The following is a 25983-nucleotide window of genomic DNA, read 5'->3' on the forward strand; positions in this document are numbered from 1 at the left end:
CTCACTCCAGGGCGAACGGCGATGCGGGCTGCGACGCGGGACTCGGGGCCGCCGGTCGCATTTGCGGTCGCTGGACCACATGGCGGCGATGGGCTCGTTTGGCGACGGCCGGCTTCGCGGATGATCGTTTGGCGACCGGCGACGCCTTATCGGCGGTCTGCGCCAGCTGTGTGGGACGGTGGCCCGGCAGGGGCGGCTTGAAATGCGCTCCGAACGGCGACGTCATCGTTTCGGCGACGTCGGACGCACCTGCATCGGATTTGGATGCGTCGGATTTCGCGACATCCGGCTTCGCGAGATCGGGTTTCGCGGACCCGGTTTTCGTGGCATCGGTTTTCACGTCCTCGATTTTTTCAGCGTCCGGTTTGACGGCATCTTTAGCCTCGACCGGCGCCTCGGCTCGCGGCAACTCCGACGGCTTTTCCGCGACGGCTTCGGTGGAGGGCGCCGGGGCTGCCGCGTGTGGCGCGGCAGTATCGGACGACGCCGGGGAAGCCGCGGGCGCTGTGCCGTCGGCTGCGGCCGAAGGTGCATCGGCGGCAGGAGGCTCGGCGGCAGGTGTGTCGACCTGCAGCACCGCCAGCGTCGGCTGTTGCGCCTCCTCTCGCGATCCGAACGTGACTTCAGGCATCTGCTTGAGTGGCAGGCTTGCGAACTCTTCGTGTGTCGCCCGCAGCAGGGCTGCGGCACCCAGGCCGAAGACCACCATCGAGACGGCCAGTACGATTGCGACGAACAGGAAGCGCAAGCCGGGCAGCATGGATGTTGGGTTCCGCTATCGCCGCGCGGTTGAGCGACGTGATCGAGCCATCGGAACGCGGCGGGATACGCGCCTGATCGATGTGCGCGCCAGCCGGTTCCAGCGAATCAAGCGTTTTGAGAATACCGCAACAGCCGATCAGGTGCGCCAAAAATCGCCGCGACGAACGCCGGCTTTGTCCGGCGCGCCGGAACAAGTGAGGCTTGGAGGTCACGCTCGCCGGCGATTTCGCAATTATGATCGAATTAGGACGCTTTTGTCGGAATTGTCTTGAATGCGCCGCTATCCTGCGCGAAGTGGCCGTTAACGATCCGGTGGTTTGTCGGGCTTATACAAGGGCAATGATGATCAAGCGCATTCTGACGGTTTTTGCGACGGTCCTGGCTGGCGCAGCGGGAACCTCACTCGCCTCCGCCCAGGGGTATCCGCCCGCGCCGGGCACGATCTATTCCGCATCGCCTCCCGCTTACCCGGGCGAGTCCTCATATCCGGCGGAAGATGGACGCCCGGCTGCGATGGACGGGCTTCCTGATTTCGATTCGGCCGAGGATCAGTCGCCGCACCCGCACGATTCCGCCGCGCTCCCTGCCCCGGGTCCGATCATGTCGCCGGAGGATCCCCGTTACGGTAGCCCTGCATCCGCTCCGACCTATCCAAACGGCGGCATGGCGCGTGGCCCGGTGATGTCGCCGGATGATCCGCGTTACGGTCAGCCCGGTCCCGCGCAGTATCCGACACGTTCGCCGGAAACGGTTGCCTCGACGGGTGGGCCGACCGCAGGCTTCGCGCCGCCGGCACCGGTTGGCGCGGACGGCAGGCCCGCTCCGTTGTCGGCGCTGCCGCCGGACGAGCAGCCCGAAGCCGATCAGGGTGGCGAAAAGCAGTTGGCGCCGAGGCTGCGTCGTCAGGAAGTCACGTTCGCGACCAAGGAGCCGGCGGGGACCATCGTCGTCGATACCTCGAACACGTATTTGTACTATATTCTCGGCAATAATCGCGCGATCCGCTACGGCGTGCGCGTTGGCCGCGATGGCTTCACCTGGACCGGCGTGCAGAAGATCAGCCGCAAGGCCGAGTGGCCCGACTGGCATCCGCCGACGGAAATGATCGAGCGCCAGCCTTACCTGCCGCGCTTCATGGCCGGCGGACCCGGCAATCCGCTCGGCGCCCGCGCGATGTATCTCGGCTCGACCGTTTATCGCATCCACGGCACCAACCAGCCCTCGACGATCGGCAAATTCGTATCGTCGGGTTGTATCGGGATGCTCAACGAGGATGTCTCGGACCTGTTCGATCGCGTCAAGGTCGGCACCCGTGTCGTGGTGCTGCCGGGCGGTCCGCCGCATACAGACACGACGGCTTCCACCCAGCCTGCCGCGGGTCAGCCGCCGATGTCGAACGCAGCGCCCATTCCGCAGCCGCCGCTGACGGCGAGCCTGCCGGGAACCCAGCCGGCCACCGTCGCGCCGCTGCCGGCGCCGGTCACGATCCGGTAGCCACCCGCGCTGCTTGAGATCGCCAGACGCGCCCGGCGGAATGAGGCAGGGCCTTCGCAGCGACGGTTCTGAAGGTTTATGAGTTCTCCTGCGGCCGTCCTATCGCGGCCGGAGCCCTGATGCCTGCGCGCTCTTGAGCCACGCGGCAATGTCCTCGATCATCTCAACGTAATAGCGTCGGTAGTTTTCCGGAACGGTGTCCGATCTGGCGCCGACGCGCGAATGCGCCGTCGGAGCAGTCTGGTCGACAACAGGTCCGCGCGCGGTCGTTCGCGCGATGCCATTGCGTGGCGTGAGATCGCAGCTGCGCGGCCGGTTCATCGGGAACCGGCGGGCGGATGTTGACCGTGCTTGGCATGCCAGGCAGGTCCGGGTCCGCGCATGTAGTGCAATTCGGGCCGGTAGGGATTGAAAGCGGTCGCAACGAAGTCGTGCCAGAAAGCGCGAATCCCGTGAAACTCTCCGCGGTCGTCCCGTTTCTCGGTTCGGTCAGAGGCTGAGGCCGTTACGCTGGTCGCCATGGTCGTTTCTGCCGTTTGGCTCGCAAGCTTCCTGCTGGAAGACTGCCGTGATGTTGCCGACCCCGCCATTCTTTGGTGGATTCAATTAAAAAGAAGTTCGAATGAGACCGCGAAAAATGCTCTTCTCGTCAAGCTTTCCGGATGGTTAAGCCAAGGTTGCCCTTTGGCTCTCACGCCGCTACATCAGCGGCAGCAACTCCCCCTAAAATTGCAACGCTTTCAAGGATCACGATGGCGCGCCAGTTCGTCTACTTCATGCAGGGCTTGTCCAAGACCTATCCGCCGAACCGGAAGGTGCTGGATAACATCCACCTGTCGTTCTATCCGGACGCAAAGATCGGCGTGCTCGGCGTCAACGGCTCGGGCAAATCGACTCTGCTGAAGATCATGGCCGGGATCGACAAGGACTACACCGGCGAGGCGTGGGTCGCCGAAGGCGCCCGCGTCGGCTATCTCGAGCAGGAGCCGCAACTCGATCCCGCCAAGTCCGTGCGCGAGAACGTCATGGAGGGCGTCGCCAAGCAGAAGGCGATCCTCGATCGCTACAACGATCTCGCCATGAACTATTCCGACGAGACCGCCGACGAGATGACGAAACTGCAGGACGAGATCGAGGCGCAAGGCCTGTGGGATCTCGACAGCAAGGTCGATCAGGCGATGGACGCGCTGCGCTGCCCGCCGGATGACGCCGACGTGACGAAGCTGTCGGGCGGCGAGCGTCGTCGCATCGCGCTGTGCCGCCTGCTGCTCGACCAGCCGGAGCTGTTGCTGCTGGACGAGCCGACCAACCATCTCGACGCCGAGTCGGTGTCGTGGCTCGAAGGTCACTTGCGCAACTATCCCGGCGCGATCCTGATCGTCACCCACGACCGCTACTTTCTCGACAACGTGACGGGCTGGATCCTCGAGCTCGATCGCGGCCGCGGCATTCCTTACGAAGGCAACTATTCGTCGTGGCTCAGGCAGAAGCAGAAGCGCCTCGCGCAGGAAGGCCGCGAGGATGCCGCGCATCAAAAGACGCTGGCGCGCGAGCAGGAGTGGATCGCGGCTTCGCCGAAGGCGCGGCAGGCCAAGTCCAAGGCGCGCTACCAGCGCTACGAGGAGCTGCTCGCCAAGGCCAGCGACAAGCAGACCCAGACCGCGCAGATCATCATCCCGGTGGCCGAACGGCTCGGCAACAACGTCGTCGACTTCGAGGGCCTGACCAAGGGCTTCGGCGACCGGCTGCTGATCGATAACCTGACCTTCAAGCTGCCGCCGGGTGGCATCGTCGGCGTGATCGGTCCCAACGGCGCAGGCAAGACCACGCTGTTCCGCATGATCACCGGCCAGGAGAAGCCGGACAGCGGCACCATCACTGTCGGAGAGACCGTGCATTTCGGCTACGTCGATCAGTCGCGCGACGCGCTCGACGGCTCGAAGAACGTCTGGGAGGAGATTTCCGGCGGCAACGACCAGATCCTGCTCGGCAGGAAGGAAGTCAATTCGCGCGGCTACTGCTCGGCGTTCAACTTCAAGGGCGCGGACCAGCAGAAGAAGGTCGGTAGTCTGTCGGGCGGCGAGCGCAACCGCGTGCATCTCGCCAAGATGCTCAAATCCGGCGCCAACGTGTTGCTGCTCGATGAGCCGACCAACGATCTCGATGTCGATACGCTGCGCGCGCTTGAAGAGGCGCTGGAGGATTTCGCCGGCTGCGCCGTCATTATCAGCCACGACCGCTGGTTCCTCGACCGCATCGCGACGCATATCCTCGCCTTCGAGGACGACAGCCATGTCGAATGGTTCGAGGGCAACTTCCAGGATTACGAGAAGGACAAGATGCGCAGGCTCGGCCAGGACAGCGTCATCCCGCACCGTGTGAAGTACAAGAAGCTAACGCGGTGAGGGGAGGATAGCGCGGGGGAGCCACCGATCATGACAGCCGTTCTTTCGGGCCGATCGTTCGGGTGGCAGGTCGTTGTCAGGATCGGCATTTTCCTGACATTCCTGATCGGTCTTCCGCTCACGCTCTATGTGCTGGATCGTCTCAATGGCGCTGAAGACGCGGCTGGCGAGGCCGTCTCACTCGTCACGGCCACGCCGTTCGGTTTCTTACTGTTCCTCCTCCTCGTTGCCTCGCTGGTCCGGCCGAGCTGGCGGCGGATGAAAGCGCTGGGCTTGCCCGGCTGGTCCGGGCTGGTCGTCCCGTGGCTGCTGTTTGCCGACATCAGCTACATCGTCTCCAGTCAAGGCGGATTGGGATTCTCGAGCAGCACGCTGGATGGACGAATACCGCTCTATGCGATCACGGCTCTCGGCCTCATCCTCGCCATGGTCTGCGCCCGTCCGCCAGCCGAGGCGTCTGACGGTTTCCTCCGTCTCGGGCTTGCGGGCAGGATCGCGGCCATTTTGATTGCGCTGATCGTTTTGCGCATCCTGTTCGATTTCGGAATGGCGAGATGGCTCCACAGCGTTTTATTGCAGCCGGAGGAATATGCGCCACCGGCGGCGTTCACGATCCTCATGAGGTCGTCGTATTGGACCTATATGATCGGCCCCTACATCTGCCTGATGCTTTTGGGCGTCGCGTCCTGGTGCGTGATCCTCTCACGCCGCGACCCCCATCTGGTTACCGCACCAAACCCTCCTGAGTAGGTTTTGACAGCGGGTCAGGAAAAGGACGGGGCAGGGGGTCCTGCCGTCTCCGTCGCGCCCATGGAACCAAAACGGCCCGGCGATCATTGATGATCCTGAATATTCGGGGTCATGCCGGCTGTGAGTCTGGATCTGGACGCGAGGGTGACGCCACGGAGAGCCGGTTTCGGCGACGGGGCGATGGCATCGGCCGTTATCGCCGCCCTCGTGATCTGCGGGCTGTATGTCGGCCGCGAGATTTTCGTCCCCATTGCGCTGGCGGTGCTTCTGAGCTTCGTGCTTGCTCCGCTGGTGGAAATTCTGGAGCGATGGCATTTTCCTCGCGCCGCCAGCGTGCCGGTCGTGGTCGTGGTCGCCTTTATCGCGATCTTCGCGCTCGGCAGCCTGATCGCGAACGAGGTCAGGCATCTGGCCGAGGGCCTGCCCCGCTACCAGCAGACCATGCAGCAGAAAATCCAGTCGCTGCGGGCGTTGACCTCGACAGGGGCGCTCGATCGCGCGGCGGATATTCTTCAGACGCTGGGCAAGGAAATCAACGTACCGCAGACGCCGTCAACGGCGCCGTCGCTGTCGTCTGAAACGCCCGGCGAGGCAAAGCCGATCCCGGTCGAGGTGCGTTCTCCGCCGCCGTCCGCCCTCGAAAGCATCCTGGCGCTCATCAGTCCGCTGCTGCACCCGCTGGCGACGGTGGGCGTCGTCATCGTGTTCGTGGTCTTCATTCTTTTTCAGCGGGAGGACCTGCGTAACCGGGTCATCAAACTGGCAGGCTCGAACGATCTGCAATCCGCGACCGCGGCGATCGACGACGCGGCGGGTCGCCTCAGCCGTTTCTTTCTGATGCAGGTTGCGCTCAACACCAGCTTCGGCGTGCTGGTGGGCCTCGGCCTTCTGGTGATCGGCGTTCCCAGCGCCATCCTCTGGGGAATCCTGGCTGCGATCCTGCGGTTCGTGCCCTATGTCGGCGTCTTCATCGCGGCGTTCTTTCCGCTGACGCTGTCTGTGGCGGTCGATCCCGGCTGGTCGATGCTGCTATGGGCGGGCGCGACCATTTTCCTGACGGAACTCATGATCGGCCAGGTGTTCGAACCTTTGCTCGTCGGGCACAGCAGCGGATTGTCTCCCGTGGCCGTTGTCGCCTCGGCGACGTTCTGGACCGCGCTGTGGGGGCCGATCGGCCTTGTCCTTGCGACTCCATTGACGGTGTGCCTCGTCGTGCTGGGCCGCCACGTCGAGCATCTCAGGTTTCTCGACATCCTTCTCGGCGATCGTCCGGCGTTGTCTCCGCCGGAACTGTTTTATCAGAGGATGCTGGCCAACGATCCGGCCGAGGCCGTCGATACGGCGGAAGAGTTTCTGAAGGAGAGTTCGCTCGCCGAATACTACGAGACCGTCGCGTTGAAGGGATTGATGCTGGCGCAGGCCGACCTCAGGCGCGGCCGGTTGGTGCCTGATCGTCTGGCCGAAATCAAGGATAGCGTCGCCGAGGTGGTCGACGATCTCTCCTCCGAGTTCGATGACGTTCCGACCGGAGGCCGGACGAAGGAAGCGGAAGCCGCCGACGCGATTGAAGAAACGGCCAATGCGCCGATGCCCGAACTTCCATTCATTATTCGCGAAGGCCTTCCGCCGGACTGGCAGTCCGAATGTCCGGTGCTGTGCGTCGCCGAACGCAGCGATCTCGACGAGGCGGCCGCGATGTGTCTCGCCCAGATCCTGTCGAAGCATGGTCTCGAAGCGCGGGCTGCGAGGAAGGAGGAAACCTCGACAAGCGGAATATTCCGGCTTGCCGGCTCCGGCGTGAGACTGGTGTGCGTGTCGACCCTGGAGGACGGGAGCACCGCCCACACCCGCCATCTCGTGCGCAGACTGCGGCGCAAGATGCCGCAGGCGCGCATCCTTGTCTGTTGCTGGGGGCGGACCAACACCGGGATGACCCGCGATCACCTCAACGCCGACGCCGTGGCGGACAATCTGGGGGAAGCCGCCGCCTATTGCCTGTCGCTGGTCGAGCAAACTGCCGCGCAGGACAACGGCGCCAGGCCGCGAGCCGCATCCCGGCCGGCCGTTTCCGGGCGGGGGGCCGAGCGGAAGGCAGGGCGGCCCGAGCGAAAGGCGGACCGCGCCGGACCTTCATGACGTCCGCCTGCCGCCGCGATCGGTGTTGACTTGCCTGGTCCCGCTTGTTGGTGTGAAAGGAGCTTGGAGAGAGGCGATGGACGACTGGAGTGCCGAGCAATACCTGAAGTTCGAGGACGAACGAACGCGCCCGTCGCGCGATCTGCTGGCGCAGGTTCCGCTGAGCGCGCCGCGCAAGGCCGTCGATATCGGCTGCGGTCCGGGTAATTCCACCGAACTGCTGGTCGAGCGCTGGCCGCAGGTTGAGATCATCGGCATCGATACATCCGCCGATATGTTGCGGCGGGCGCGCGAGCGGCTGCCAGAACAGACGTTCATCGAAGCCAACGTCACGCACTGGGTTCCGCCGGCGAACACCGATCTTCTGTTCGCCAATGCGATCTTCCAGTGGGTGCCGGATCACCTGCGCCAGTTGCAGCGCCTGCTCGAGGCCTTGCCGTCAGGCGGCGTGCTGGCGGTGCAGATGCCGGACAATCTCGACGAACCCAGTCACGTCATGATGCGCGAGGTGGCTCATTCGGGACCGTGGCGGGAAACACTTGCGAACGCCGCGCGGGCGAAAGACAGGCTGTTGCGGCCGGGCGGCTACTACGACGCGCTGCGGCCGCTGTGTCGGCGCATCGAGATCTGGCATACCATTTATAATCATGTCCTGGCGGAGGCTGCGGCGATCGTCGAATGGGTGAAGGGCACCGGGCTGCGGCCCTTCCTCGATCCGCTCGAGCCTGCCGAGAGAAAGGAATTCCTGCGCGAATACACCGCGCATATCGCCGCCGCCTATCCGTTGCAGGCGGACGGCAAGGTGCTGCTGCGCTTTCCGCGTTTCTTCCTGGTCGCGATCAGGTGAGGCCGCGAGCCACGCGATTGCAGGACACGGAAGCGAACGCCGCGCTGCATTTTGCCGCGGTGCATCCTCTCGATTCCGTCATGGCGAATGGAATAGAAGGCTTCTCCCTTCCACGATGAGACCGCGTGATGTCCCCGACGCCTGAATCTCCGCAAATTGTGAAGAGGGCCGCCCTGCGCCCGTTGCCGATGCTGATCTTTTCCTCGCGCTGGCTGCAGTTGCCGCTCTATATCGGCCTCATCATCGCCCAGGGCGTCTATGTCGTCCTGTTCCTGAAGGAGTTGTGGCATCTTATCGCGCACTCCTTCGATTTCACCGAGCAGCAGATCATGCTGGTGGTGCTTGGCCTTATCGACGTGGTGATGATCTCGAATCTTCTGGTGATGGTCATTGTCGGCGGCTACGAGACCTTCGTGTCGCGACTTAATCTCGAGGGCCACCCGGACGAGCCGGAGTGGCTCAGCCATGTCAACGCCAGCGTTCTCAAGATCAAGCTGGCGATGGCGATCATCGGCATCTCGTCGATTCATCTGCTGCGGACCTTCATCGAGGCTGGAAACCTCGGCAGCGCGGCGCGCCCCACGAATTACACCGAAAGCGGCGTGATGTGGCAGACCATCATCCATCTCGTATTCATCGTTTCGGCGATCGGCATCGCGCTCGCGGATCGCATCTCGAGCGGGTCGAACGGGACGCACGGCCAGGCGGAGCATTGAGCATGGCGGCTGCCGGCTGGAATATGCTGCGGCGGCTTGCGATCGCGATCATGGTCGTGCTCGCTCTCGGTGTCGGAGTGCCGCCGGCGCAGGCGGCCGATGCCGGCTTCACGCAGTTCATCGCTTCGCTGTGGCCCGAGGCGCAACAGGCTGGCGTCTCGCGCGCGACCTTCGATGCCGTGACGGCGACATTGGAGCCTGACTACAAGCTTCCCGACCTGATCCTGCCCGGCCGGCCCGCGACCGGCGCGCCGTCGCAGGCGGAATTCGTCCAGGTGCCGGCAGATTACATCAAGGAGGGCAGCATCGCGCGGCTGGCGACTGAGGGGCAGCGGCTGATGCAGAAATATCGCCCGACGCTGAGCGCGATCGAAAAGCGGTTCGGCGTGCCGGCGCCGATCATCCTTGCGATCTGGGGCCGCGAAACCGATTACGGCCGCTACACGCTGCCTTACGACGCGATGCGCGTGCTGGCGACGCAGGCTTATGTCGGCCGCCGCAAGGACCAGTACCGCACCGAATTCATCGACGGGCTGCTGCTGTTGCAGCACGGGGATGTCTCGCGCAAGAACTTCCGCGCATCGTGGGGCGGCGCCACCGGCCTCACGCAGTTTCTGCCGTCCGAACTCGCCAAACACGGCGTCGATTTCGACGGCGATGGCCGCGTCGATATCTGGACCTCGGTGCCCGATGCGCTCGCCTCGGCCGCACAGCAACTGGTCAACAAGGGCTGGCAGGCGGGCGTGCGCTGGGCCTACGAGGTGCGCGCACCGGCGAACGTGGATTGCACGGAGGGCGTGCCGGAGGTGACCAGGCCGATCGGCGAATGGCTGCGCGAGGGATTTTTGCCTGTGCGGGGACAACAACTGACCGCAACGGAGCGCGCGCAGGGCGCATCGCTGCTGCAACCTGAAGGGATTTATGGCCCCTCGTTTCTCACCACCAAAAACTACTTCGTCATCAAGGAATACAATTTCTCCGACCTCTACGTGCTGTTCGTCGGCCATCTCGCCGATCGCATGACGAGTCCGCTGCCGTTCGCGACGCCGTGGTCGGCATCGACCCAGTTGCGAAGCCGCGACGTCGAGGCGATGCAACGCCATCTGACGCGGGTCGGCCTGTACAAAGACAAGATCGACGGCAAGGCCGGGATGCTGACGCGCGCAGCCCTCGGCGCCTACCAGAAATCGGCCAAACTCAAAGTTGATTGCTGGCCGAGCGATGCGGTGCTGCGCGCAATGAATGGCGCGCGCTGACCTTGAGCGTTTCCCGTTTCGACGAAACGCGGTCACCTGACGTCATTGCGAGCGAAGCGAAGCAATCCAGCCTTCTTCCGGAGCTTTCTGGATTGCTTCGGCGCGAGGCGCCTCGCATGACGGCACTTGATTCCATGTAACGATGAATGACTATGGAGCGCTTTCGAGCGAAGCATGTCCTCGGGCTTGATCCGAAGATGGTTTCGGTTCGCGTGAAGAACCGCGCCAGACACCAGGCGCTGAACGTCATCGACAAAAGAAAAACCCGGCCAGGAGGCCGGGTTTCTGAAGTCGTATCGTTCGAGGGTCCGGATCAGTCGCAAACCCGGATGCGGCGGAAGCGCCAGCCATATCCGTCCCAGAACCTCTCGCGCACCATGTGGCATGGTGGTTCTTCCACATAGACCGGAGCCGGCGCGGCATAGGCCGGACGGCTGTTGGCAATTGCGCCGCCGATAAGGGCGCCGCCGATCAAACCTCCAGCGATACCGGCTGCGACGTCGCCGCCGCCCGCATGTGCCTGCGGAGCCGTCGCTACCGAACCTCCCGCAACCGTAGCAGCCGCGAGAAGGGCGAAAACTGTCTTCTTCATCTTGAAGTCTCTCCTGAGAGTAGCACCACGACCGGGCGCAGGTTTAAAGCAACTTGCAACGCCGCCGTTCAATCGGCTGTCCCACCCCGAAGCGCCTGACATCAACCCGATGCAAACGTTCGCAAGTCAGTTGGCCGAAATAACGGCTTTTTCAGGCCATCACGCTCAGCCTTCCGGAAAACGCCGATAGTACAATCCGGAAATTGATTCGATAAGGCCGCCGCTGAATCAGCCGCACACCCGTACCCGCCGAATCCGCCAGCCATAGCCGTCCCAGAAGCGCTGGCGCTGCCAATAGCAGCCGGGCGCCGCGACATAGCCCGGGCCGTAATAGCCGTAGCCGGGGCCATAGTATCCGTATCCCGGACCGTAATATCCGGGGCCGTAATAATAACCCGGTCCGGCCAGCGCTCCGCCGAGGATGGCGCCGCCGATCAATCCGCCAACGACGCCGGCAGCGACGCGGCCACCGCGTGCTTCGGCGGCTTGAGGCGCGGCAACGGCCGTGACCAGCGCGGCGGCAGTCGCCAAGGCCAACATTTGTCTCTTCATGGCTTCACCTTTTCTCCTGCGTCCATCCACAACAATCTGGGTGCTGTGGATGGACGATTTCACATCCGGTTTGAACGATTAATGAACGTGGCGGCCCGATGATGCCACGATCCGGAATTTAATGTGAAAATTTGATTATGTATTTCAGTAGGTTACATCATATCGGGAAGAAGGGCGGCGAGATCTGGCTGCATCGCTCCTCCGGCAGTTTGGAATAGCTTCAAAAAGCCGGTTTTCCCTTTGCGTTTCGCGACGTGCTCCAACAATATTGGCCCGGGTCCGCGTGCCACTATTGGGTTCCGTTTATGATTGTTTGTTCCTGTAACGTATTGACCGATCACGATGTTCGCTCCGCCGTAACAGCACCGGACGACCTGCGTCGCTCTCCCCGGCAGGTCTACGGATGTCTCGGATGCAGTGCCGAATGCGGTCGATGTGCCCGAACGATCAGATCCATCATCAAGGAAGCGCTGGGCGCTTGTGCCCGGAAATGTTGCGAAGGGTGTCCCCACTCCGCAATGCACGCAGAAGTCGAGCAAATTCAAATTCAGACCGAAATCACCCTCTGACGTCCCATTACCACATCGCCGAAAGCCTTTTTGGCCTCGCTTTGCCGGCGGATGGCTGACCGTCCTTTCTTGGGGGTTGTTGCGCTGCCGAATCTGATTTAGAAGTATTCTAAATTAGGTCGGCGGGCGCGACGGCCGCCTGCCAGCATCAAAACATATAGAACAGGAGCTGCTCCATGAAGGGCGAACCGAAAGTTATTGAATACCTGAACAAGGCGCTTCGCCACGAACTGACCGCCATCAACCAGTATTGGCTGCATTACCGGTTGCTGGACAACTGGGGCATCAAGGATCTTGCGAAGAAATGGCGCGCCGAATCCATCGAGGAAATGGAACACGCCGACAAGCTGATCGACCGCATCATCTTCCTTGATGGTTTTCCGAATCTGCAGGTGCTCGATCCCCTGCACATCGGCCAGAACGTCGGCGAGGTGATGGATTGCGATCTCAAGGCGGAATATTCGGCGCGCGCGCTTTATGAAGAGGCCGCGACCCACTGCCACAGCGTGAAGGACTACGTCACCCGCGACCTCTTCGAGAGCCTGATGAAGGACGAGGAAAGCCATATCGACTTCCTCGAAACCCAGATCGATCTCATCAAGAAGATCGGCGTCGAGCTTTACTCGCAGAAACATATCGGCGAAATGGATCACGACTGATCGCGAGCTTCCGCTTTCCGAAAAAGCCGGCGCCTTCGAGCGCCGGCTTTTTTTGCGTCTGTCGTCAGTCCGCTGACGCCTGGTCGCGTTTCACCGCCCACAGGGCGAAGGCATAGGCGAGGGCAACCTCATCAAGGCGGTCGAAGCGGCCGGAGGCGCCACCATGTCCCGCGCCCATGTTGGTTCGCAACAGAACGGGGCCGCCTGACGTCATGGTGGCGCGCAGCCGCGCGATCCATTTCGCCGGCTCCCAATAGGTGACGCGCGGATCGGTCAGTCCGCCCATGGCGAGGATCGCCGGATAGTCCTTCGCCGCGACGTTCTCGTAAGGCGAATATGACAGGATGGTGCGGAAGTCCTTGTCGCTTGCAATCGGGTTGCCCCACTCGGGCCATTCCGGCGGGGTCAGCGGCAGCGTGTCGTCGAGCATGGTGTTGAGCACGTCGACGAACGGCACCTCCGCGACGATGCCGGCGAACAACTCGCCGGCGCGGTTGGCGACCGCGCCCATCAGCATGCCGCCGGCGCTGCCGCCGTGGCCGACAATGTTCTTCGCCGACGTATAGTTCGCCGCGATCAGCGCGCGGCCGCAAGCGGCGAAATCGTCAAAACTGTTGGTTTTCTTCTCGCGCTTGCCGTCGAGATACCAGCCCCAGCCCTTGTCCGCGCCGCCACGAATGTGGGCAATGGCGTAGACGAAGCCGCGGTCGACCAGCGACAGCCGGTTGGCCGAGAATGACGCCGGCATCGCAAGACCGTACGAGCCATAGCCGTAGAGCAGCAGCGGCGCGCGGCCGTTGCGCGCAAAATCCTTGCGATGCAGGATCGACACCGGCACCTCGGCGCCGTCGTCCGCCTTCGCCATGATGCGTGTGGTGGCGTAGTTTGCAGGATCATGTCCCGACGGAATCTCCTGGCGCTTGCGTAGCGTGCGCGCGCGGCTCGCCATGTCGTAGTCGAACACTTCAGTTGGCGTCGTCATCGACGAGTAGCTGAAGCGCAGGGTGGTGGTGTCGAATTCGTAGCCGCCGTGGGTGTCGAGCGAATAGGCGGCCTCGTCGAAGGCGATTGCGTGTTCGTCGCCGGTCGCGAGGTCGCGGATCACGATCGACGGCAGCGCGTTGGCGCGTTCGAGCCGCACCATGTGGCCGGAATAAACTTCCAGATCGAGCACATAGGTGCCGGGACGATACGGGATCAGGTCGCGCCAGTTCGCACGTTCGGGCGCAGAAAGCGGCGCGGTCACGACCTTGAAATCGATGGCGCCGTCGGCGTTGGTGAGGATGAAAAGCTCGTCGCCGCGGTCGGCGACGGAATACTGCACGCCGCCCTCGCGCGCCGCGATCAGGCGCGGCGGTTCATCGGGCCTGGAGAGATCGATCAGCCGCTGCTCGGAAGTTTCATGATCGCCGCCGGCGATGACGCAGAAGCGGCCGCTGGCACTCTCATGAATATGTGTGAACCAGCCTGCGTCTTTCTCCTCGTAAACCAGCACGTCGTCGGATTGCGGCGTGCCGAGCCGGTGGCGATAGACCTGCATCGGGCGGTGATTATCGTCGAGCTTGACGTAGTAGAAGGCGCGTGAGTCCGCGCTCCATACCACGCCGCCGTCGGTCTCCTCGATGACGTCAGCGAGATCGGCGCCGCTGTCCCAGTCGCGGGTCCGGATCGTGAAGTACTCCGAACCGCGATCGTCGGCGCTCCACGCTTCAAGGCGATGGTCGGGGGAATGCCTGACATCACCGAGCTTGAAGAATTTCTTGCCTCCGGCAAGCGCGTCGCCATCCAGGAGGAAGCGGGCGTCGCCGCCGTCGCGCGGCTGCCGCCCGATCATGCGGTGCTGGCCGCCCTCGCGGTATTTGGTAAAATAGGCGAAGGGCCCATCGGGCGAGGGGACGGTGGAATCGTCCTCCTTGATGCGGCCGCGCATTTCCGCGACGAGCTGCTTTTGCAGTGGCTCGGTCGCAGCGAGCAGGGCGCTCGAATAGGCGTTCTCGGCTTCCAGATAGGCGCGGATGTCCGGCGCCAGCAAGGACGGTTCGCGCAGCACCTGCTGCCAGTTCGCGTCCTTCAGCCAGGCATAGTCGTCGGTCACGGTGATGCCGTGATGGGTGGAGGTGTGCGGCCGGCGTTCGGCCTTGGGGGGCGTCGATGTCATGATGCTGTTCATAGAGCGTTTTCGAGCGAAGTGGAATCCGGTTCGCGTGAAGAAAACGCGTCAAATCAAAAAGCTGGAGTCCTTCACCGTTTCCGTGAAATGGTGAAGACTCCAGGAGGGCTGAACCGCGGCGGCAAGCGATTGCCGGCGTATCCTGACAGCGGGATGCCGGTGGCGGCACTGGCCGTGACGCGGTATGATCCGGCTTCGCGAGGGGCTGAGCCGGAGACGAGCCTCATGTGCCGTAACATCAAGACGCTGTTCAATTTCGAACCGCCGGCAACGGACGAGGAGATTCATGCCTCGGCCTTGCAATTCGTGCGCAAGCTTTCAGGCTTCAACAAGCCGTCGGCGGCGAACAAAGCGGCGTTCGATCGCGCCGTCCATGACGTCGCGCACGCCGCGCATCATCTGCTGGCGTCGCTGCACACGCAGGCGCCTGCGCGCGACCGCGCGGTGGAAGCGGAGAAGGCACGTGAACGCAGCCGGACGCGGTTCGGCTGATCGTGCCGGCGCTTAATGGCGATAACGAAGGGTGCAAGATGAAATACCTGAATTGTCTTGTCGGCGCGCTCTGTCTGGCCGGACTGCTTTGCCCGGCAATGCCGTCTTCGGCCCGCGCCGCGACGTCGGAACGGTTCGGCATGGGCGGCTGGATCAAGGACTTTCAACCGGAAATCGACCGCGTCAACGCCACGGGCGAACTGTTCCGTATCGAGGGACACTGCCAGTCGAACTGCACGCTGTTCCTCGGCGTACGGAATGTCTGCGTCGAGCGTAGCGCGCGACTTCTGTTTCATTCGGGGCATGATCGCCAGCGGCGGATCAACGCTGCATCGACGCGGCGCATGCTGAATGCCTATAATCCGAAACTGCGTCAGTATGTGATGGACCACCACTACATGGACACGCTGGAATTCCACGCCATCTCCGGCGCGGATATCATCGACAAGTTCGGCTATCGGGAATGTCCGCGCCGGTAGAGGCTCCCCAACATCGCGCCGCCCGCCAACCGTCAGCCGTGATCGGGCACATCCAACCCCATGGCTTCATATTGCCGGATCTTGTTGCGCAGCGTGCGCACCGATACGCCGAGAACCCTTGCGGCGCGCGTGCGGTTGCCGTCGCAACGCGCAAGCGTCTGCAACACAAGCTCCCGTTCGACTTCGGTGACCGTGGCGCCGACCAACAGCGGAATCACCGCATCCGGCGTGAGCGCAGCTTGAGCCTGCTGCGGACGTTGCGCGCCGGATTGCAAATCCTGGGTCATCAGTCCCTCCCGAAGCTGCTTCCATTTCCGAGGAAGCCGACTGGATTGAGACCCCCATCCCCGGCCATATGGCTAATGATATGGTTACCAGATTCTTAACAATTGATGTGATCGCGGGGCAAGCTGAAAAACAAGGGAAATTGCTCGATTTTGACCGCGAGAAATGCGCGTAACAGTAGAATGTGATGCGCAAAACGGAATTTAACGCGAATTGTGTTTCCGTTCATCGCAAGCACCGATTGCGGCCTCATGCAGAGGCGAATCGCTGTCCCGGTCGAAGGCAGCGCAACGCACGTCACGGTCTATCTCCCGGCCGCCATCGCCGTTACGAAACCGGACAGCACCGCGCAGCGGCTGTGACGCTGTCGCTGCGATCGCGAATGGTCTCGCGAAACGTGGATGCGCCGATGCCGGCGATTGCGCTTGCCGCGTTCGCTCCTTACGCTTGCGAGCCATCCGAATCATGTTCTTCCTTCGAACTCCGGAGAATGCTCCCATGCCGTCAACATCCCGGCTTCGCGCCGTTATGATCGCGCTGGTCGTCTGCCTTGGCCTGTGCTCCACAGCCCGCGCCGACAGCGGCACGGTGACGCTGACGATCTATAAAGGCGGCTGGATCATCGGCGCGTCCGGCGGCGGCGGCACGCTCACCTTTCACGGCCGACGCTATCCGCTCTCGATCGGCGGCCTGGACTATGGCCTGGTGTTCGGAGGATCGAAGACCGTGCTGCACGGCCGCGTCAGCCGCATCAATCGTCCTTCGGATGTCGCCGGCGTTTATGGAGCAGCCGGCGCTGGCCTTGCCATCGGCGGCGGCGCCCGCGCCATCGTGCTGAGCAACCAGAAGGGCGCGGTGCTGGAACTGTCCGGCCGCCAGTTCGGCCTGATGGCCAACGCCGATCTCTCCGGGCTTGCGATCACGATGCGATAGCGACGCGGGCGCGCGTCAACACATAGGGCGACGCGCCGGCGCGGAACGCTCGCGGTCGGCTCAGATGGTGACGCCGCGGTTATAGCTCTCGATCAACTGGTTGTAGTCGCGGAGCAGCCGCGGCGGCGAGCCCTCGACCATCCAGCCGCCGCCGCCACCGAGCATCATGCGGTCGCCCTGGCTGTAGGGCACCTTGTCGCGGATGCGGCGCATCAGTTGCTTCGCCGAAGTGAGATATGACTTGGCGTTGTTCATGAAGAACGAGCCGAGTTTCGCGTCGCCGTTCTTGCCCGAGGCCTCTTCGGCCGCCTTCACCGCGGCCTCATAGTCCCCCAGCGCCGTCGTGATCGACGCGATGTCCGGCTTGTCGGTATCCTCCGCGCGCAGCAAGCGTTTGGCGTGGATCATCAGCGCCTCGACGTGATAGCGTACCTTGCGGCCTTCCTTCGCCTCGATCGCGGCGAGTTGCTCCGCCGCCTGCCTGTCCTTGATGGCCTCGACGCCGGCGCGCAGCTTCTTGTCGGCGCTCGCGAATGCGTCCCACGCCGCGACCAGGCGCGGATGCAGCGCCTTGCCCTTGGCCATCTTGTCGTCCTTGTAGTTCTCCTGCTCGTAATACTCGTCGGCCTCTTTCAGCAGCGGCTCGAGCTTGCCGACAGCTTCGGCGTAGGCGGAAGCAGCGGCCTCGAGATCGGCATCGCGCGGCTCGAGCGCATTGGCCTTCTCGACGCTCTTTTTGCAATCCGACGTGTCGTAGATGGTGTAGGTGCCATAGATGATGCGCTCCTTGCCGGTCGGCCCGGTTTTCTTCGCCCATGAGAAGTAACGGTTGCGGGACTCATACGACCGCTCCGACAGACGATTGATGCAGCCGACATAGGCGTTGAGCTTTTCGATGAGTTGCGAGGGCGGCGGGGAGGAGGACGTCTTGTCTTGCGCAGTGGCGGACGCGAGAGAAAGGCCGAAGGCTGCGGCGGACAACAGAGCAATCGCCCGAAACGGCGTCATGGCTTCTTTCCTCGCGATGCTGACGATCCCAGCGTTTGTCGCGGCAGATTGCAAAAGGTTCGCGCTTGTTGCAAGCGCGGGGAACGTCTCCGTCAGTTGTTAGCCTTCTGGGCAAGTGGCCGCATGAGCGAGCGACATGCGGATTGTCAACTGTCAACTCAGTCCCGGATCGCCTATCCGCGTCCCGGATTGCCGCGCCGATTGACGAGCCGCCGAAGGGGCGCATCCAACGAATTCAGCACGAAGCCGAGCAGCGCCCATTTCGGCTCGACGAGGCTGATGAGAACGGCGACGACGGCAGAGGCGATCAGCATGCTCAGGCCGATGCGGTCTTCGATCTTGTGCGTTTCCGATGTGCGGTGTTCGGACAACGTGACCATGCGTGCCGCCACAAGCGCGAAGGCCACGGTGTTCGCCGCATAGAACCAGACGGCAGGCGCCAGCGTCGGGTAGCGGCCGATCAGCATCGTCGTGAACGGCACCAGCGTAATCAGCAGAAGATGCAGCATCGCCCATTTGGTATAGGCCTCGCTGACCTCCTCGCCGCGCGGCGCCAGCTTCACCATGCCGGTCCAGCGCAGCGCCAGCACATAGAAACTGATGACATAGACCAGCAGCTGGCTGCCGAGCTCGACGATGCGATGCAGCAGGTCCGCGGCGCTCTGCGGCTGGAATGTTTCCGGCAGCCTCAGGTCGATCACCAGCAGCGTCATCGCGACGCTGAACACGCCGTCGGTCAGCGCATCGAGGCGGGATTTGGGGATCATGAAGACTTACATCTTAATCCAATGGGCAAGCTCATGCCAGGGTGCCGCGCTCCAATGACCTGATGCGGCTCCAGAAGTCGAGGTTAAAACAAAAATTTCAGGAAAGCCTGTTGCGGAGGCGGGTTGGCGACCTAACGAAATTTGATGGGTGCGGCATCCAAGAAACACGCTGGCAGCTTTCTTGCTGGTGAACGCAATACTTTTTGGACGATACTGTCCGATTTTTTGACGAAAGGAATCTACATCAAATTGTTCGCTTGCGAGGTGATGATCGGAGCCAGCATCAATCTTGCATAGGTCGGTTAAACCGATTCCGAGTGGACGCAGTTGCTGATACTCACTCGGTTTGAACTGGCGAGGGGTAATGCCCACCTCATATAACGTGTTCCAGAATTTATTACGTGGATGCGCGTAATAATGCCCCGCAGCCGCCGAGACGGTACTTGCAGCGGCTCCGACAAAAATCGTTTTCAAATTTTCTTGCAGTAAGTCTGGAAGCTTATCCGAAGGGGTCATCACAACACCTTGTTGCTCTCCTTCACCTTCTCCGCATCGAGATAGACGCTTGAGCCCATCTCCTTGAACTTGGCACTCATGGTAGCCATGCCTCTTTCGATTTCAGACGGCTCGGTAGCGCCTGCGGCGCTATTCTCCTTTTGCTCGATCGTCCCTTTCATCGTCACACCCGCACTTAGACCGAGCGCCGCCTTCTCGTTGTCACCGAGCGTCGCCGCGTAGTCGCGCACGTCCTGCGTGATCTTCATCGAGCAGAATTTCGGCCCGCACATCGAGCAGAAGTGTGCGACCTTGTGCGCCTCCTTCGGCAGCGTCTCGTCGTGGAAGGCGACCGCCGTCTCCGGATCGAGACCGAGATTGAACTGGTCCTGCCAGCGGAAATCGAACCGCGCCCGCGACAGCGCGTCGTCGCGCAGTTGCGCCGCCGGGTGGCCCTTGGCGAGATCGGCGGCGTGCGCCGCGATCTTGTACGTAATCACGCCGGTCTTGACGTCGTCGCGGTTCGGTAGTCCCAGGTGCTCCTTCGGCGTCACGTAGCAGAGCATCGCGCAGCCGAACCAGCCGATCATGGCGGCGCCGATACCTGATGTGATGTGGTCGTAGCCCGGCGCGATGTCGGTGGTGAGCGGGCCCAGCGTATAGAACGGTGCTTCGCCACACTCTTTCAACTGCTTGTCCATGTTGATCTTGATCTTGTGCATCGGCACATGGCCGGGGCCTTCGATCATCACCTGGCAGCCCTTCTTCCATGCGATCTGCGTCAGTTCGCCGAGCGTTTCGAGTTCCGCGAATTGCGCGCGGTCGTTGGCGTCGGCGATCGAGCCGGGACGCAGGCCGTCGCCCAACGAAAACGACACGTCGTATTTGCGCATCAGGTCGCAAATCTCTTCGAAGTGCGTGTAGAGGAAGCTCTCCTTGTGATGGGCGAGGCACCACTTCGCCATGATCGAGCCGCCGCGCGAGACGATGCCGGTGACGCGGTTTGCGGTGAGATGGATGTAGGGCAGCCGCACGCCGGCGTGAATGGTGAAGTAATCGACGCCCTGTTCGCATTGCTCCACCAGCGTGTCGCGGTAAAGCTCCCAGGTCAGCTTCACCGGATCGCCGTCGCACTTTTCCAGCGCCTGATAGATCGGCACCGTTCCGATGGGAACGGGCGAATTGCGCAGGATCCATTCGCGGGTGGTGTGGATGTTGCGCCCGGTCGAGAGGTCCATCACGGTGTCGGCGCCCCAGCGGATCGCCCACACCATCTTGTCGACTTCCTCTTCAACCGAGGATGTCACGGCGGAGTTGCCGATATTGGCGTTGATCTTCACCAGGAAATTGCGGCCGATGATCATCGGCTCCAGTTCGGCGTGGTTGATGTTGCAGGGGATGATGGCGCGGCCGCGCGCGATCTCCTCGCGCACGAATTCCGGCGTGATGAAGGCCGGCACCGACGCGCCGAAGGATTCGCCGTCGGCCAGCGCGGCTGCGGCGCGTTCGAGTTGCTGTTTGCGCCCGATGTTCTCGCGCTCGGCGACGTAGATCATCTCCTTGGTGATGACGCCTGCGCGGGCAAACTCAAGCTGGGTGATCGGCGCATCGCCGACGCCCCGCAGCGGTTTGTGGTGTGCCTTGAAGGTAGCGGCGGCGTGCTTCGCGCCGACATTGCCGTTGTCTTCCGGCCTGATCTCGCGGCCTTCGTATTCCTCGACGCCGCCGCGTTCCTTCACCCAGGCGAGGCGCGTGCGCGGCAGGCCGGCGTTGACATCGATGATGACATTCGGGTCGGTATAGGGGCCCGAGGTGTCGTAGACCGGCAGGTTCGGCTCGCCCGCGCCTTCTGAGAGAACGATCTCCCGCAGCGGCACGCGCAGGTCCAGCGCGGCCTCCGGCACCGAAAAAATCTTGCGCGAAGCGGGCAGGGAGCCGGTGGTGACGGCGGGGCGGGTCTTGTCCGGATTGGAGCGGATGTTCATGGCGTTTCTCCGGTTCGAGACGAGTTCAATGCAAATAGCCGAGAAGACTGAAGACGATGCCGATCGCGAGCCAGATCAGCCCGGCGATCATCGCCATGGCGGGTTGGTGCAGGAACGCGCGCCCGCCCGCATAAAGGAATGGCGGCTCGATGATGCGGATCGCACCGGCGAAAACCAGCAGCCAGCCGAACAGCGTCACGATCACGCGCCAGTCCGACGTCCAGACATTGTGGGTCAGCACGATGGCGAGGCCGCCAAGCATCACCATCAGCCCGCCGAGGAACATCAGCCCGCGGCTGGCCAAAAACTCCTCGGCCATCGCATGAAAACTCTGCCGGTTGAGCAGCACGGCAAGACCGGCCGTGATCATGACCGGGCCGATCAGCCGCGCGATAAAGACGGACGTCTGCATGACGGCACCTCATGCGGCCTCGGTGACCTGTTCGAGCCACGCTTTCACCCGCGCGTCGGGATCGGGATTCTGCGTCACATCGCTGACCACGGCGATCGAGTCGGCGCCGGCGGCGAAAATTTCCGTCGCCTGTTCGAGCTTGATGCCGCCGATCGCGACCAGCGGAATATTGCCGACGCGCTTTTTCCATTCGGCGATTTTTGGAATGCCCTGCGGCGCGAAGCGCATTGATTTCAGCGTGGTCGGAAAAATCGGGCCGAGCGCGACGTAGTCTGGTTCGGCCGCCAGCGCGGTTTCGAGCTCGGCTTCGTCGTGGGTGGAAAGGCCGAGCGTCAGCCCAGCTTTGCGAATCTCGCCGACGTCCGCCTCCGCGAGATCTTCCTGGCCGAGATGGACATGCTCCGCGCCGGCGACGATCGCCGCGCGCCAGTAGTCGTTGATCACGAGCCGCGTCGGCGTGCCCTTGACGATCTCCAGCGCGTCGCTGACGAGCTGCAGCGCCTCGCCGTCGTTGAGGTCTTTCGCGCGCAACTGGACCGTGCCGACGCCGAGTCCGGCCAGGCGACGCACCCAGTCCAGCGTATCGACGACGGGATAGAACCGATCAGGATACGGCATGCCAGAACGGTGTCCCTACCACAGGCGTTGACGGGGAGGCGAAATCGCGGGCCTCCATCAGGCCCGCTTCATGAGCGCTGCGGCCGGCTTCGACCGCGAGCTTGAATGCGCCGGCCATCGCCACGGGATCGGCGGCCTTGGCCACGGCGGTGTTCAAGAGCACCGCGTCGTAGCCGAGTTCGAGAGCGTGCGCCGCGTGTGAGGGGGCGCCGATGCCGGCATCGACGACGAGCGTGATATCGGGCAGCCGCTCGCGCAGCAGCCGCAAGGCGTCGCGATTGGTGATGCCTTTGGCGCTGCCGATCGGCGCGGCCCATGGCATCACAACCTTGCAGCCGGCATCGACCAGCCGCATGGCGACGCTCAGGTCCCCGGTGCAGTAGGGGAACACCTCGAAACCGTCCTTGATCAGGATCGACGCGGCTTCGACCAGGCCGACGACGTCGGGCTGCAGCGTGTCGTTGTCGGCGATCACCTCGAGCTTGATCCACGGCGTGCCGAACAGCTCGCGCGCGAGTTTCGCCGTGGTGACGGCTTCGCGCACGCTGCGACACCCGGCGGTGTTCGGCAACACGGTGACGTCGAGTTCGCGGATCAGCGACCAGAATGCGTCGCCGGTCTTGCCGCCCGCGGTCTCCCGCCGCAGCGACACCGTGACGATCTGACTGCCGGCGGCGCGGATCGCGTCCTGCATGATCTTCGGCGACGGATACAGCGCGGTGCCGACCAGCAGGCGGGAGGAAAACGACTTGCCGTAGAAGTTGACCATTCAAATCTCCCCGTCATTCCGGGGCGTGCCGAAGGCGCGAACCCGGAATCCAGTTGCGCCGGTTGCAGAAGTGTCCGGATTCCGGGTTCGCTCGCTGCGCGAGCACCCCGGAACGACGTCAAGTATTGTTGCGAGAGCAAACAAGTCCATCGTCACCCTCCCTGCCGCGGCGTGATGATCTCGATCTCGTCGCCGCTTTTCAGAATCGCGTCCTCCCATCGGCTTTTCGGCAGCACTTCGAAATTGACGGCGATCGCGACGTGCGTGCCCTCATAGGCAAGTTCGTTCAGCAGCGCATCGACTGTCTGCGCCGCGATCTCCCGCCGTTCGCCATTGACGGTCACTTGCATGACGTCACCCGCATTGCATCACCTCGTTGTCGATCTCGCCGCGCGCGACGTAGCCGAGCGTCAGTTCCGCCAGCGCCGGCGCTAGCAGAAAGCCGTGGCGGAAAAGCCCGTTGACGGCGATGCGTTCCTTGCCGATTGCAAGGCGCGGCAGGTTGTCGGGAAACGCAGGGCGAAGACCTGAACCGATCTCCACGATCCGCGCCTCGCCGAAAGCCGGATGCACGGCGTAGGCCGCGCTGAGCAGTTCCAGCGCGGAACGCACGCTGACGCCGTCGTCCTCGCGCTCGATCGAGGTGGCACCGATCATGAAGCGGTTGCCCTCGCGCGGAATGATGTAGAGCGGCCAGCGCGGATGCAGCAGGCGCACCGGGCGGGACAGCGCGATCTCGCTCGTTTCGACGATCACCATCTCGCCCTTGACGCCGCGCAGATCGGGAAACGCGTCGCGCGCGGCGAGGCCGCGGCAATCGATTGCAAGACCTTCGCTTAAAAGGCCTTCGACGTCGGCGGGCTCGGGCGCACTGCCGAACGCGATAACCCCGCCGGCGGCGCGGATGCGCGCATGCAACTCGGGCAACACGCGGCGCGGCTCGACGTGGCCTTCGTCCGGGAAGAACAACGCCTCATGAAACCGTCCGTCGAGCGAGGGCTCGAGGCTGCTCACGTCATTGGCCTGAATGCGCCGGTGCCCTGACGTCATGCGTGCAAAACGCTCGAAGTCGGAGCGATCGCGCGGGTGCGCCACCACCAGGGATCCGTTGAAGGGGGTATTCGGAACATGCTCGCGCCACAGCGCCAGCGAGCGAAGGCCGAGACGCGTAATGAGAGGTTCGGAAACCTCCGCCTCGCACCACGGCGCCAGCATGCCGCCCGCCCAATGGCTGGTGGCCTGCGTCATCGCGTCGGTGTCGCGTTCGTGAAGCGTGACGGCGTGACCCGCCTTGGCGAAAAGCAGCGCCTGCCATGCGCCCGCAATGCCTGCGCCGATCACCGCGATGGGGGAATCCCCACGTATCTCACGTGTATTCTGAAACATCCCTGTCCCTTCGCCGGCATGACCCGGATCAGGTTCAAAGGGTCACCGCGCTGTCGCGAGAATTGCGAACGGGCGATATCTCAGCTCCCTGACGGAGCTCCCCTCGGAACATCTCTAATTTAGGCCGATGAATCGGCGTGTCAACGCGGGAACACAGCCTTTCGCGTGGTTCCGGCATTTTACCCGAAATTATGCTTTGCCGCGAATAGCGAAAGCCGCGGCGGTGCATGTGCGGACCGCCACCTCGCTCCGCAGATCAGGCTCGCTGGATCGAGACGCTTAGTGGGGGACGATCGACAGAGGCGCGCTGGGAAATTCCGCGGCGGCGCTCATGGTCTCCTGGTGAGCACGCAGCCGCTGCCGCTTCGCCACGTAGTAGTAACCGCCGGCATAATAGGCCACGGCCCGGTCGTGGTTACCGTGAGCGGCGCGATAGGCGCCGGCAAGATACTTCACGGCGTAGGTGAGATTGGTTTCGGGGTCGAGCAGTCCCTCGGCGGTGCCGGTGTAGCCCATGCCGCGCGCGGTCGCGAGCTTGATCTGCATCATGCCGTAATTGCCCCGGTGAACGGCGCGCGGATTGTAGCGGCTCTCCCGCACGATGACGCGGTGGACCAGTTCGACGGGAACGCCGTTGGCTTGCGCATGCGCCGCCACCATCGGCTCGTATTGCGCGCGCTGCGCGGATGCCGGCTGCGGCAATGCCAGCACAACCACAATAAGAAACGGAGCAAATTTACGAAAAATCACGGTCGCCCTCACAATCTGCCTTAATTTCTATCGCCCCAATCGCGACTTTCCTGTGGCAAATCGAAGGTTCCGACGCAAGGTTTTAAGACATACCGCGAGACTGACAGGAACCCATCCCCATCCGTCTTTCATCAATTTCGCATCAACAAAGCGAAACGTCGCAAATTTGTCGCGAGCCTGAGTCTAGGATCGCTGCGGATTTCGTGACGCGCCGCGCGGGCGAAATCCGCGAACGCAAAGCAGATGGGAGAGCGTCATGGTCGCTGCCGTATCTGATTATTTGCCTCATCAAAATCCTTGTGCGCAATGCGGCCGCCCGATCGCCGCGCCGGTTTGGTTCGAAAACGGACCGCGCCGGACCGCGTATCTCTGGCAGTGCGCTCGCTGCGGCTACCAGTTCGAAGCGATCGCGTTCTTCGCCGAGACCAACAGCGAGCCGAGCGCGATCGCGGCCTGAGGGCAGGCAGCTCGCGTTGAGGCATACCGTCGCATGACGCGTCCGCTCATGTCCGGAAGCGACGCTGATGCGTGCGCGCCGTTCATCCGATCTTCGTCAGCGCGCCGCTTTTTTAAACGATGCCGCGCGTGCGAATTCTCAATCAGTTCGCCACGCCTCCGCGTCGGTGTTCTCGCGCGTCCGTCGCTTGCTGAAGATCCTTCGCCCTTTCGTGGGAACCCTGGCGGTCGTGTTGTTCC

29 protein-coding genes and 1 riboswitch are annotated in these 25983 nt (G+C 62.9%); of the genes, 13 read left to right on the plus strand and 16 right to left on the minus strand.

Annotated elements, in window-relative coordinates; genetic code table 11:
- Position 1: 1 nt before the first annotated feature.
- Positions 2-760 carry a hypothetical protein gene (locus ACS3WA_RS11490; protein ID WP_438278646.1) on the minus strand — a complete coding sequence of 253 codons (759 nt, stop codon included), beginning with the start codon at positions 758-760 and terminating at the stop codon, positions 2-4.
- 341 nt (positions 761-1101) lie between these two features.
- On the opposite strand from ACS3WA_RS11490, the gene ACS3WA_RS11495 reads away from it, so the two are divergent.
- Entirely contained in the window at positions 1102-2256 is a 1155-nt protein-coding gene (locus ACS3WA_RS11495; protein WP_438278647.1) for a L,D-transpeptidase family protein, read from the plus strand.
- 317 nt (positions 2257-2573) lie between these two features.
- On the opposite strand, the gene ACS3WA_RS11500 is transcribed toward ACS3WA_RS11495, so the two are convergent.
- On the minus strand, positions 2574-2777 hold the full coding sequence (locus ACS3WA_RS11500; RefSeq protein ID WP_438278648.1) for a hypothetical protein: 204 nt from the start codon (positions 2775-2777) through the stop codon (positions 2574-2576).
- A gap of 231 nt (positions 2778-3008) precedes the next feature.
- On the opposite strand from ACS3WA_RS11500, the gene ettA reads away from it, so the two are divergent.
- From ettA to ACS3WA_RS11530, 6 genes are all read left to right on the plus strand, one after another.
- Positions 3009-4661, plus strand: coding sequence for an energy-dependent translational throttle protein EttA (gene ettA / locus ACS3WA_RS11505; RefSeq protein ID WP_438278649.1), 1653 nt, complete (start codon positions 3009-3011; stop codon positions 4659-4661).
- A gap of 30 nt (positions 4662-4691) precedes the next feature.
- On the plus strand, positions 4692-5411 hold the full coding sequence (locus ACS3WA_RS11510; protein WP_438278650.1) for a hypothetical protein: 720 nt from the start codon (positions 4692-4694) through the stop codon (positions 5409-5411).
- Positions 5412-5591: 180 nt separating this feature from the next.
- Positions 5592-7547, plus strand: coding sequence for an AI-2E family transporter (locus ACS3WA_RS11515; RefSeq protein ID WP_438278651.1), 1956 nt, complete (start codon positions 5592-5594; stop codon positions 7545-7547).
- A gap of 76 nt (positions 7548-7623) precedes the next feature.
- Positions 7624-8394, plus strand: coding sequence for a trans-aconitate 2-methyltransferase (gene tam / locus ACS3WA_RS11520; RefSeq protein ID WP_438278652.1), 771 nt, complete (start codon positions 7624-7626; stop codon positions 8392-8394).
- Between the two features lie 128 nt (positions 8395-8522).
- Positions 8523-9110, plus strand: coding sequence for a TIGR00645 family protein (locus ACS3WA_RS11525; protein WP_438278653.1), 588 nt, complete (start codon positions 8523-8525; stop codon positions 9108-9110).
- A gap of 23 nt (positions 9111-9133) precedes the next feature.
- Entirely contained in the window at positions 9134-10366 is a 1233-nt protein-coding gene (locus tag ACS3WA_RS11530) for a lytic murein transglycosylase (RefSeq protein ID WP_438278702.1), read from the plus strand.
- A gap of 313 nt (positions 10367-10679) precedes the next feature.
- Here ACS3WA_RS11530 and ACS3WA_RS11535 read toward each other — a convergent pair whose 3' ends face one another.
- Both ACS3WA_RS11535 and ACS3WA_RS11540 read right to left on the minus strand, forming a co-directional pair.
- Entirely contained in the window at positions 10680-10958 is a 279-nt protein-coding gene (locus tag ACS3WA_RS11535; protein ID WP_438278654.1) for a hypothetical protein, read from the minus strand.
- A gap of 228 nt (positions 10959-11186) precedes the next feature.
- Entirely contained in the window at positions 11187-11510 is a 324-nt protein-coding gene (locus ACS3WA_RS11540; protein ID WP_438278655.1) for a hypothetical protein, read from the minus strand.
- A gap of 305 nt (positions 11511-11815) precedes the next feature.
- On the opposite strand from ACS3WA_RS11540, the gene ACS3WA_RS11545 reads away from it, so the two are divergent.
- Together ACS3WA_RS11545 and bfr are read left to right on the plus strand one after the other, a co-directional pair.
- Positions 11816-12079: a (2Fe-2S)-binding protein gene (locus tag ACS3WA_RS11545; RefSeq protein ID WP_438278656.1), complete on the plus strand. Its 264-nt coding sequence runs from the start codon at positions 11816-11818 to the stop codon at positions 12077-12079.
- Between the two features lie 176 nt (positions 12080-12255).
- Positions 12256-12738, plus strand: a complete 483-nt coding sequence (gene bfr / locus ACS3WA_RS11550; protein WP_292613819.1) for a bacterioferritin — start codon at positions 12256-12258, stop codon at positions 12736-12738.
- A 64-nt stretch (positions 12739-12802) separates the two neighbouring features.
- On the opposite strand, the gene ACS3WA_RS11555 is transcribed toward bfr, so the two are convergent.
- On the minus strand, positions 12803-14896 hold the full coding sequence (locus tag ACS3WA_RS11555) for a S9 family peptidase (RefSeq protein WP_438278657.1): 2094 nt from the start codon (positions 14894-14896) through the stop codon (positions 12803-12805).
- Positions 14897-15133: 237 nt separating this feature from the next.
- Here ACS3WA_RS11555 and ACS3WA_RS11560 point away from each other — a divergent pair, with 237 nt between their 5' ends.
- On the plus strand, positions 15134-15400 hold the full coding sequence (locus ACS3WA_RS11560) for a DUF2277 domain-containing protein (protein WP_438278658.1): 267 nt from the start codon (positions 15134-15136) through the stop codon (positions 15398-15400).
- A 38-nt stretch (positions 15401-15438) separates the two neighbouring features.
- Complete coding sequence (locus ACS3WA_RS11565) at positions 15439-15879, plus strand: hypothetical protein (protein WP_438278659.1); 441 nt, start codon at positions 15439-15441, stop codon at positions 15877-15879.
- A 32-nt stretch (positions 15880-15911) separates the two neighbouring features.
- Here the strand turns inward: ACS3WA_RS11565 and ACS3WA_RS11570 are convergent, their stop codons facing one another.
- Positions 15912-16166: a helix-turn-helix domain-containing protein gene (locus tag ACS3WA_RS11570; protein ID WP_438278660.1), complete on the minus strand. Its 255-nt coding sequence runs from the start codon at positions 16164-16166 to the stop codon at positions 15912-15914.
- 496 nt (positions 16167-16662) lie between these two features.
- Here ACS3WA_RS11570 and ACS3WA_RS11575 point away from each other — a divergent pair, with 496 nt between their 5' ends.
- On the plus strand, positions 16663-17097 hold the full coding sequence (locus ACS3WA_RS11575; RefSeq protein WP_438278661.1) for a hypothetical protein: 435 nt from the start codon (positions 16663-16665) through the stop codon (positions 17095-17097).
- 60 nt (positions 17098-17157) lie between these two features.
- On the opposite strand, the gene ACS3WA_RS11580 is transcribed toward ACS3WA_RS11575, so the two are convergent.
- The 10 genes from ACS3WA_RS11580 to ACS3WA_RS11625 form a co-directional block, all read right to left on the minus strand.
- Positions 17158-18105 (minus strand): YiiG family protein, encoded by a 948-nt coding sequence (locus tag ACS3WA_RS11580; protein WP_438278662.1) that lies wholly within the window; start codon positions 18103-18105, stop codon positions 17158-17160.
- A gap of 173 nt (positions 18106-18278) precedes the next feature.
- A complete protein-coding gene (locus ACS3WA_RS11585) occupies positions 18279-18872 on the minus strand; it encodes a TMEM175 family protein (protein WP_438278663.1) in 594 nt (197 codons plus the stop codon).
- 6 nt (positions 18873-18878) lie between these two features.
- Positions 18879-19388 carry a mismatch-specific DNA-glycosylase gene (locus ACS3WA_RS11590; RefSeq protein ID WP_438278664.1) on the minus strand — a complete coding sequence of 170 codons (510 nt, stop codon included), beginning with the start codon at positions 19386-19388 and terminating at the stop codon, positions 18879-18881.
- The gene (thiC, locus tag ACS3WA_RS11595) at positions 19388-21352 is read right to left on the minus strand and encodes a phosphomethylpyrimidine synthase ThiC (protein WP_438278665.1); all 1965 of its coding nucleotides are present in this window, start codon (positions 21350-21352) and stop codon (positions 19388-19390) included. The genes ACS3WA_RS11590 and thiC overlap by 1 nt, the downstream gene beginning before the upstream one ends.
- A 25-nt stretch (positions 21353-21377) precedes the next feature.
- The gene (locus ACS3WA_RS11600) at positions 21378-21764 is read right to left on the minus strand and encodes a hypothetical protein (RefSeq protein ID WP_438278666.1); all 387 of its coding nucleotides are present in this window, start codon (positions 21762-21764) and stop codon (positions 21378-21380) included.
- Between the two features lie 9 nt (positions 21765-21773).
- Complete coding sequence (locus ACS3WA_RS11605; RefSeq protein WP_438278667.1) at positions 21774-22382, minus strand: thiamine phosphate synthase; 609 nt, start codon at positions 22380-22382, stop codon at positions 21774-21776.
- Complete coding sequence (locus ACS3WA_RS11610) at positions 22369-23151, minus strand: thiazole synthase (RefSeq protein ID WP_438278668.1); 783 nt, start codon at positions 23149-23151, stop codon at positions 22369-22371. Before ACS3WA_RS11610 ends, ACS3WA_RS11605 begins: the two co-directional genes overlap by 14 nt.
- 152 nt (positions 23152-23303) lie before the next feature.
- Entirely contained in the window at positions 23304-23501 is a 198-nt protein-coding gene (gene thiS / locus ACS3WA_RS11615; RefSeq protein WP_292616478.1) for a sulfur carrier protein ThiS, read from the minus strand.
- 4 nt (positions 23502-23505) lie between these two features.
- Positions 23506-24537, minus strand: coding sequence for an FAD-dependent oxidoreductase (locus tag ACS3WA_RS11620; RefSeq protein WP_438278669.1), 1032 nt, complete (start codon positions 24535-24537; stop codon positions 23506-23508).
- Positions 24525-24651: riboswitch (TPP riboswitch) on the minus strand. (Overlaps the previous gene by 13 nt.)
- Positions 24652-24816: 165 nt before the next feature.
- Complete coding sequence (locus ACS3WA_RS11625; RefSeq protein ID WP_438278703.1) at positions 24817-25197, minus strand: transglycosylase SLT domain-containing protein; 381 nt, start codon at positions 25195-25197, stop codon at positions 24817-24819.
- A 346-nt stretch (positions 25198-25543) separates the two neighbouring features.
- On the opposite strand from ACS3WA_RS11625, the gene ACS3WA_RS11630 reads away from it, so the two are divergent.
- On the plus strand, positions 25544-25744 hold the full coding sequence (locus ACS3WA_RS11630) for a hypothetical protein (RefSeq protein WP_438278670.1): 201 nt from the start codon (positions 25544-25546) through the stop codon (positions 25742-25744).
- The last annotated feature ends 239 nt before the right edge of the window (positions 25745-25983 follow it).

The sequence above is a fragment of the Nitrobacter sp. genome, assembly GCF_051535235.1.
Taxonomy (GTDB): domain Bacteria; phylum Pseudomonadota; class Alphaproteobacteria; order Rhizobiales; family Xanthobacteraceae; genus Nitrobacter.

Bases quoted from the DNA above. Each gene is read 5' to 3' on its own strand.
- ACS3WA_RS11490 (WP_438278646.1), bottom strand. From the start codon at position 760: ATGCTGCCCGGCTTGCGCTTCCTGTTCGTCGCAATCGTACTGGCCGTC.
- ACS3WA_RS11495 (WP_438278647.1), top strand. From the start codon at position 1,102: ATGATGATCAAGCGCATTCTGACGGTTTTTGCGACGGTCCTGGCTGGC.
- ACS3WA_RS11500 (WP_438278648.1), bottom strand. From the start codon at position 2,777: ATGGCGACCAGCGTAACGGCCTCAGCCTCTGACCGAACCGAGAAACGG.
- ettA (WP_438278649.1), top strand. From the start codon at position 3,009: ATGGCGCGCCAGTTCGTCTACTTCATGCAGGGCTTGTCCAAGACCTAT.
- ACS3WA_RS11510 (WP_438278650.1), top strand. From the start codon at position 4,692: ATGACAGCCGTTCTTTCGGGCCGATCGTTCGGGTGGCAGGTCGTTGTC.
- ACS3WA_RS11515 (WP_438278651.1), top strand. From the start codon at position 5,592: ATGGCATCGGCCGTTATCGCCGCCCTCGTGATCTGCGGGCTGTATGTC.
- tam (WP_438278652.1), top strand. From the start codon at position 7,624: ATGGACGACTGGAGTGCCGAGCAATACCTGAAGTTCGAGGACGAACGA.
- ACS3WA_RS11525 (WP_438278653.1), top strand. From the start codon at position 8,523: ATGTCCCCGACGCCTGAATCTCCGCAAATTGTGAAGAGGGCCGCCCTG.
- ACS3WA_RS11530 (WP_438278702.1), top strand. From the start codon at position 9,134: ATGCTGCGGCGGCTTGCGATCGCGATCATGGTCGTGCTCGCTCTCGGT.
- ACS3WA_RS11535 (WP_438278654.1), bottom strand. From the start codon at position 10,958: ATGAAGAAGACAGTTTTCGCCCTTCTCGCGGCTGCTACGGTTGCGGGA.
- ACS3WA_RS11540 (WP_438278655.1), bottom strand. From the start codon at position 11,510: ATGAAGAGACAAATGTTGGCCTTGGCGACTGCCGCCGCGCTGGTCACG.
- ACS3WA_RS11545 (WP_438278656.1), top strand. From the start codon at position 11,816: ATGATTGTTTGTTCCTGTAACGTATTGACCGATCACGATGTTCGCTCC.
- bfr (WP_292613819.1), top strand. From the start codon at position 12,256: ATGAAGGGCGAACCGAAAGTTATTGAATACCTGAACAAGGCGCTTCGC.
- ACS3WA_RS11555 (WP_438278657.1), bottom strand. From the start codon at position 14,896: ATGACATCGACGCCCCCCAAGGCCGAACGCCGGCCGCACACCTCCACC.
- ACS3WA_RS11560 (WP_438278658.1), top strand. From the start codon at position 15,134: ATGTGCCGTAACATCAAGACGCTGTTCAATTTCGAACCGCCGGCAACG.
- ACS3WA_RS11565 (WP_438278659.1), top strand. From the start codon at position 15,439: ATGAAATACCTGAATTGTCTTGTCGGCGCGCTCTGTCTGGCCGGACTG.
- ACS3WA_RS11570 (WP_438278660.1), bottom strand. From the start codon at position 16,166: ATGACCCAGGATTTGCAATCCGGCGCGCAACGTCCGCAGCAGGCTCAA.
- ACS3WA_RS11575 (WP_438278661.1), top strand. From the start codon at position 16,663: ATGCCGTCAACATCCCGGCTTCGCGCCGTTATGATCGCGCTGGTCGTC.
- ACS3WA_RS11580 (WP_438278662.1), bottom strand. From the start codon at position 18,105: ATGACGCCGTTTCGGGCGATTGCTCTGTTGTCCGCCGCAGCCTTCGGC.
- ACS3WA_RS11585 (WP_438278663.1), bottom strand. From the start codon at position 18,872: ATGATCCCCAAATCCCGCCTCGATGCGCTGACCGACGGCGTGTTCAGC.
- ACS3WA_RS11590 (WP_438278664.1), bottom strand. From the start codon at position 19,388: ATGACCCCTTCGGATAAGCTTCCAGACTTACTGCAAGAAAATTTGAAA.
- thiC (WP_438278665.1), bottom strand. From the start codon at position 21,352: ATGAACATCCGCTCCAATCCGGACAAGACCCGCCCCGCCGTCACCACC.
- ACS3WA_RS11600 (WP_438278666.1), bottom strand. From the start codon at position 21,764: ATGCAGACGTCCGTCTTTATCGCGCGGCTGATCGGCCCGGTCATGATC.
- ACS3WA_RS11605 (WP_438278667.1), bottom strand. From the start codon at position 22,382: ATGCCGTATCCTGATCGGTTCTATCCCGTCGTCGATACGCTGGACTGG.
- ACS3WA_RS11610 (WP_438278668.1), bottom strand. From the start codon at position 23,151: ATGGTCAACTTCTACGGCAAGTCGTTTTCCTCCCGCCTGCTGGTCGGC.
- thiS (WP_292616478.1), bottom strand. From the start codon at position 23,501: ATGCAAGTGACCGTCAATGGCGAACGGCGGGAGATCGCGGCGCAGACA.
- ACS3WA_RS11620 (WP_438278669.1), bottom strand. From the start codon at position 24,537: ATGTTTCAGAATACACGTGAGATACGTGGGGATTCCCCCATCGCGGTG.
- ACS3WA_RS11625 (WP_438278703.1), bottom strand. From the start codon at position 25,197: ATGGTGGCGGCGCATGCGCAAGCCAACGGCGTTCCCGTCGAACTGGTC.
- ACS3WA_RS11630 (WP_438278670.1), top strand. From the start codon at position 25,544: ATGGTCGCTGCCGTATCTGATTATTTGCCTCATCAAAATCCTTGTGCG.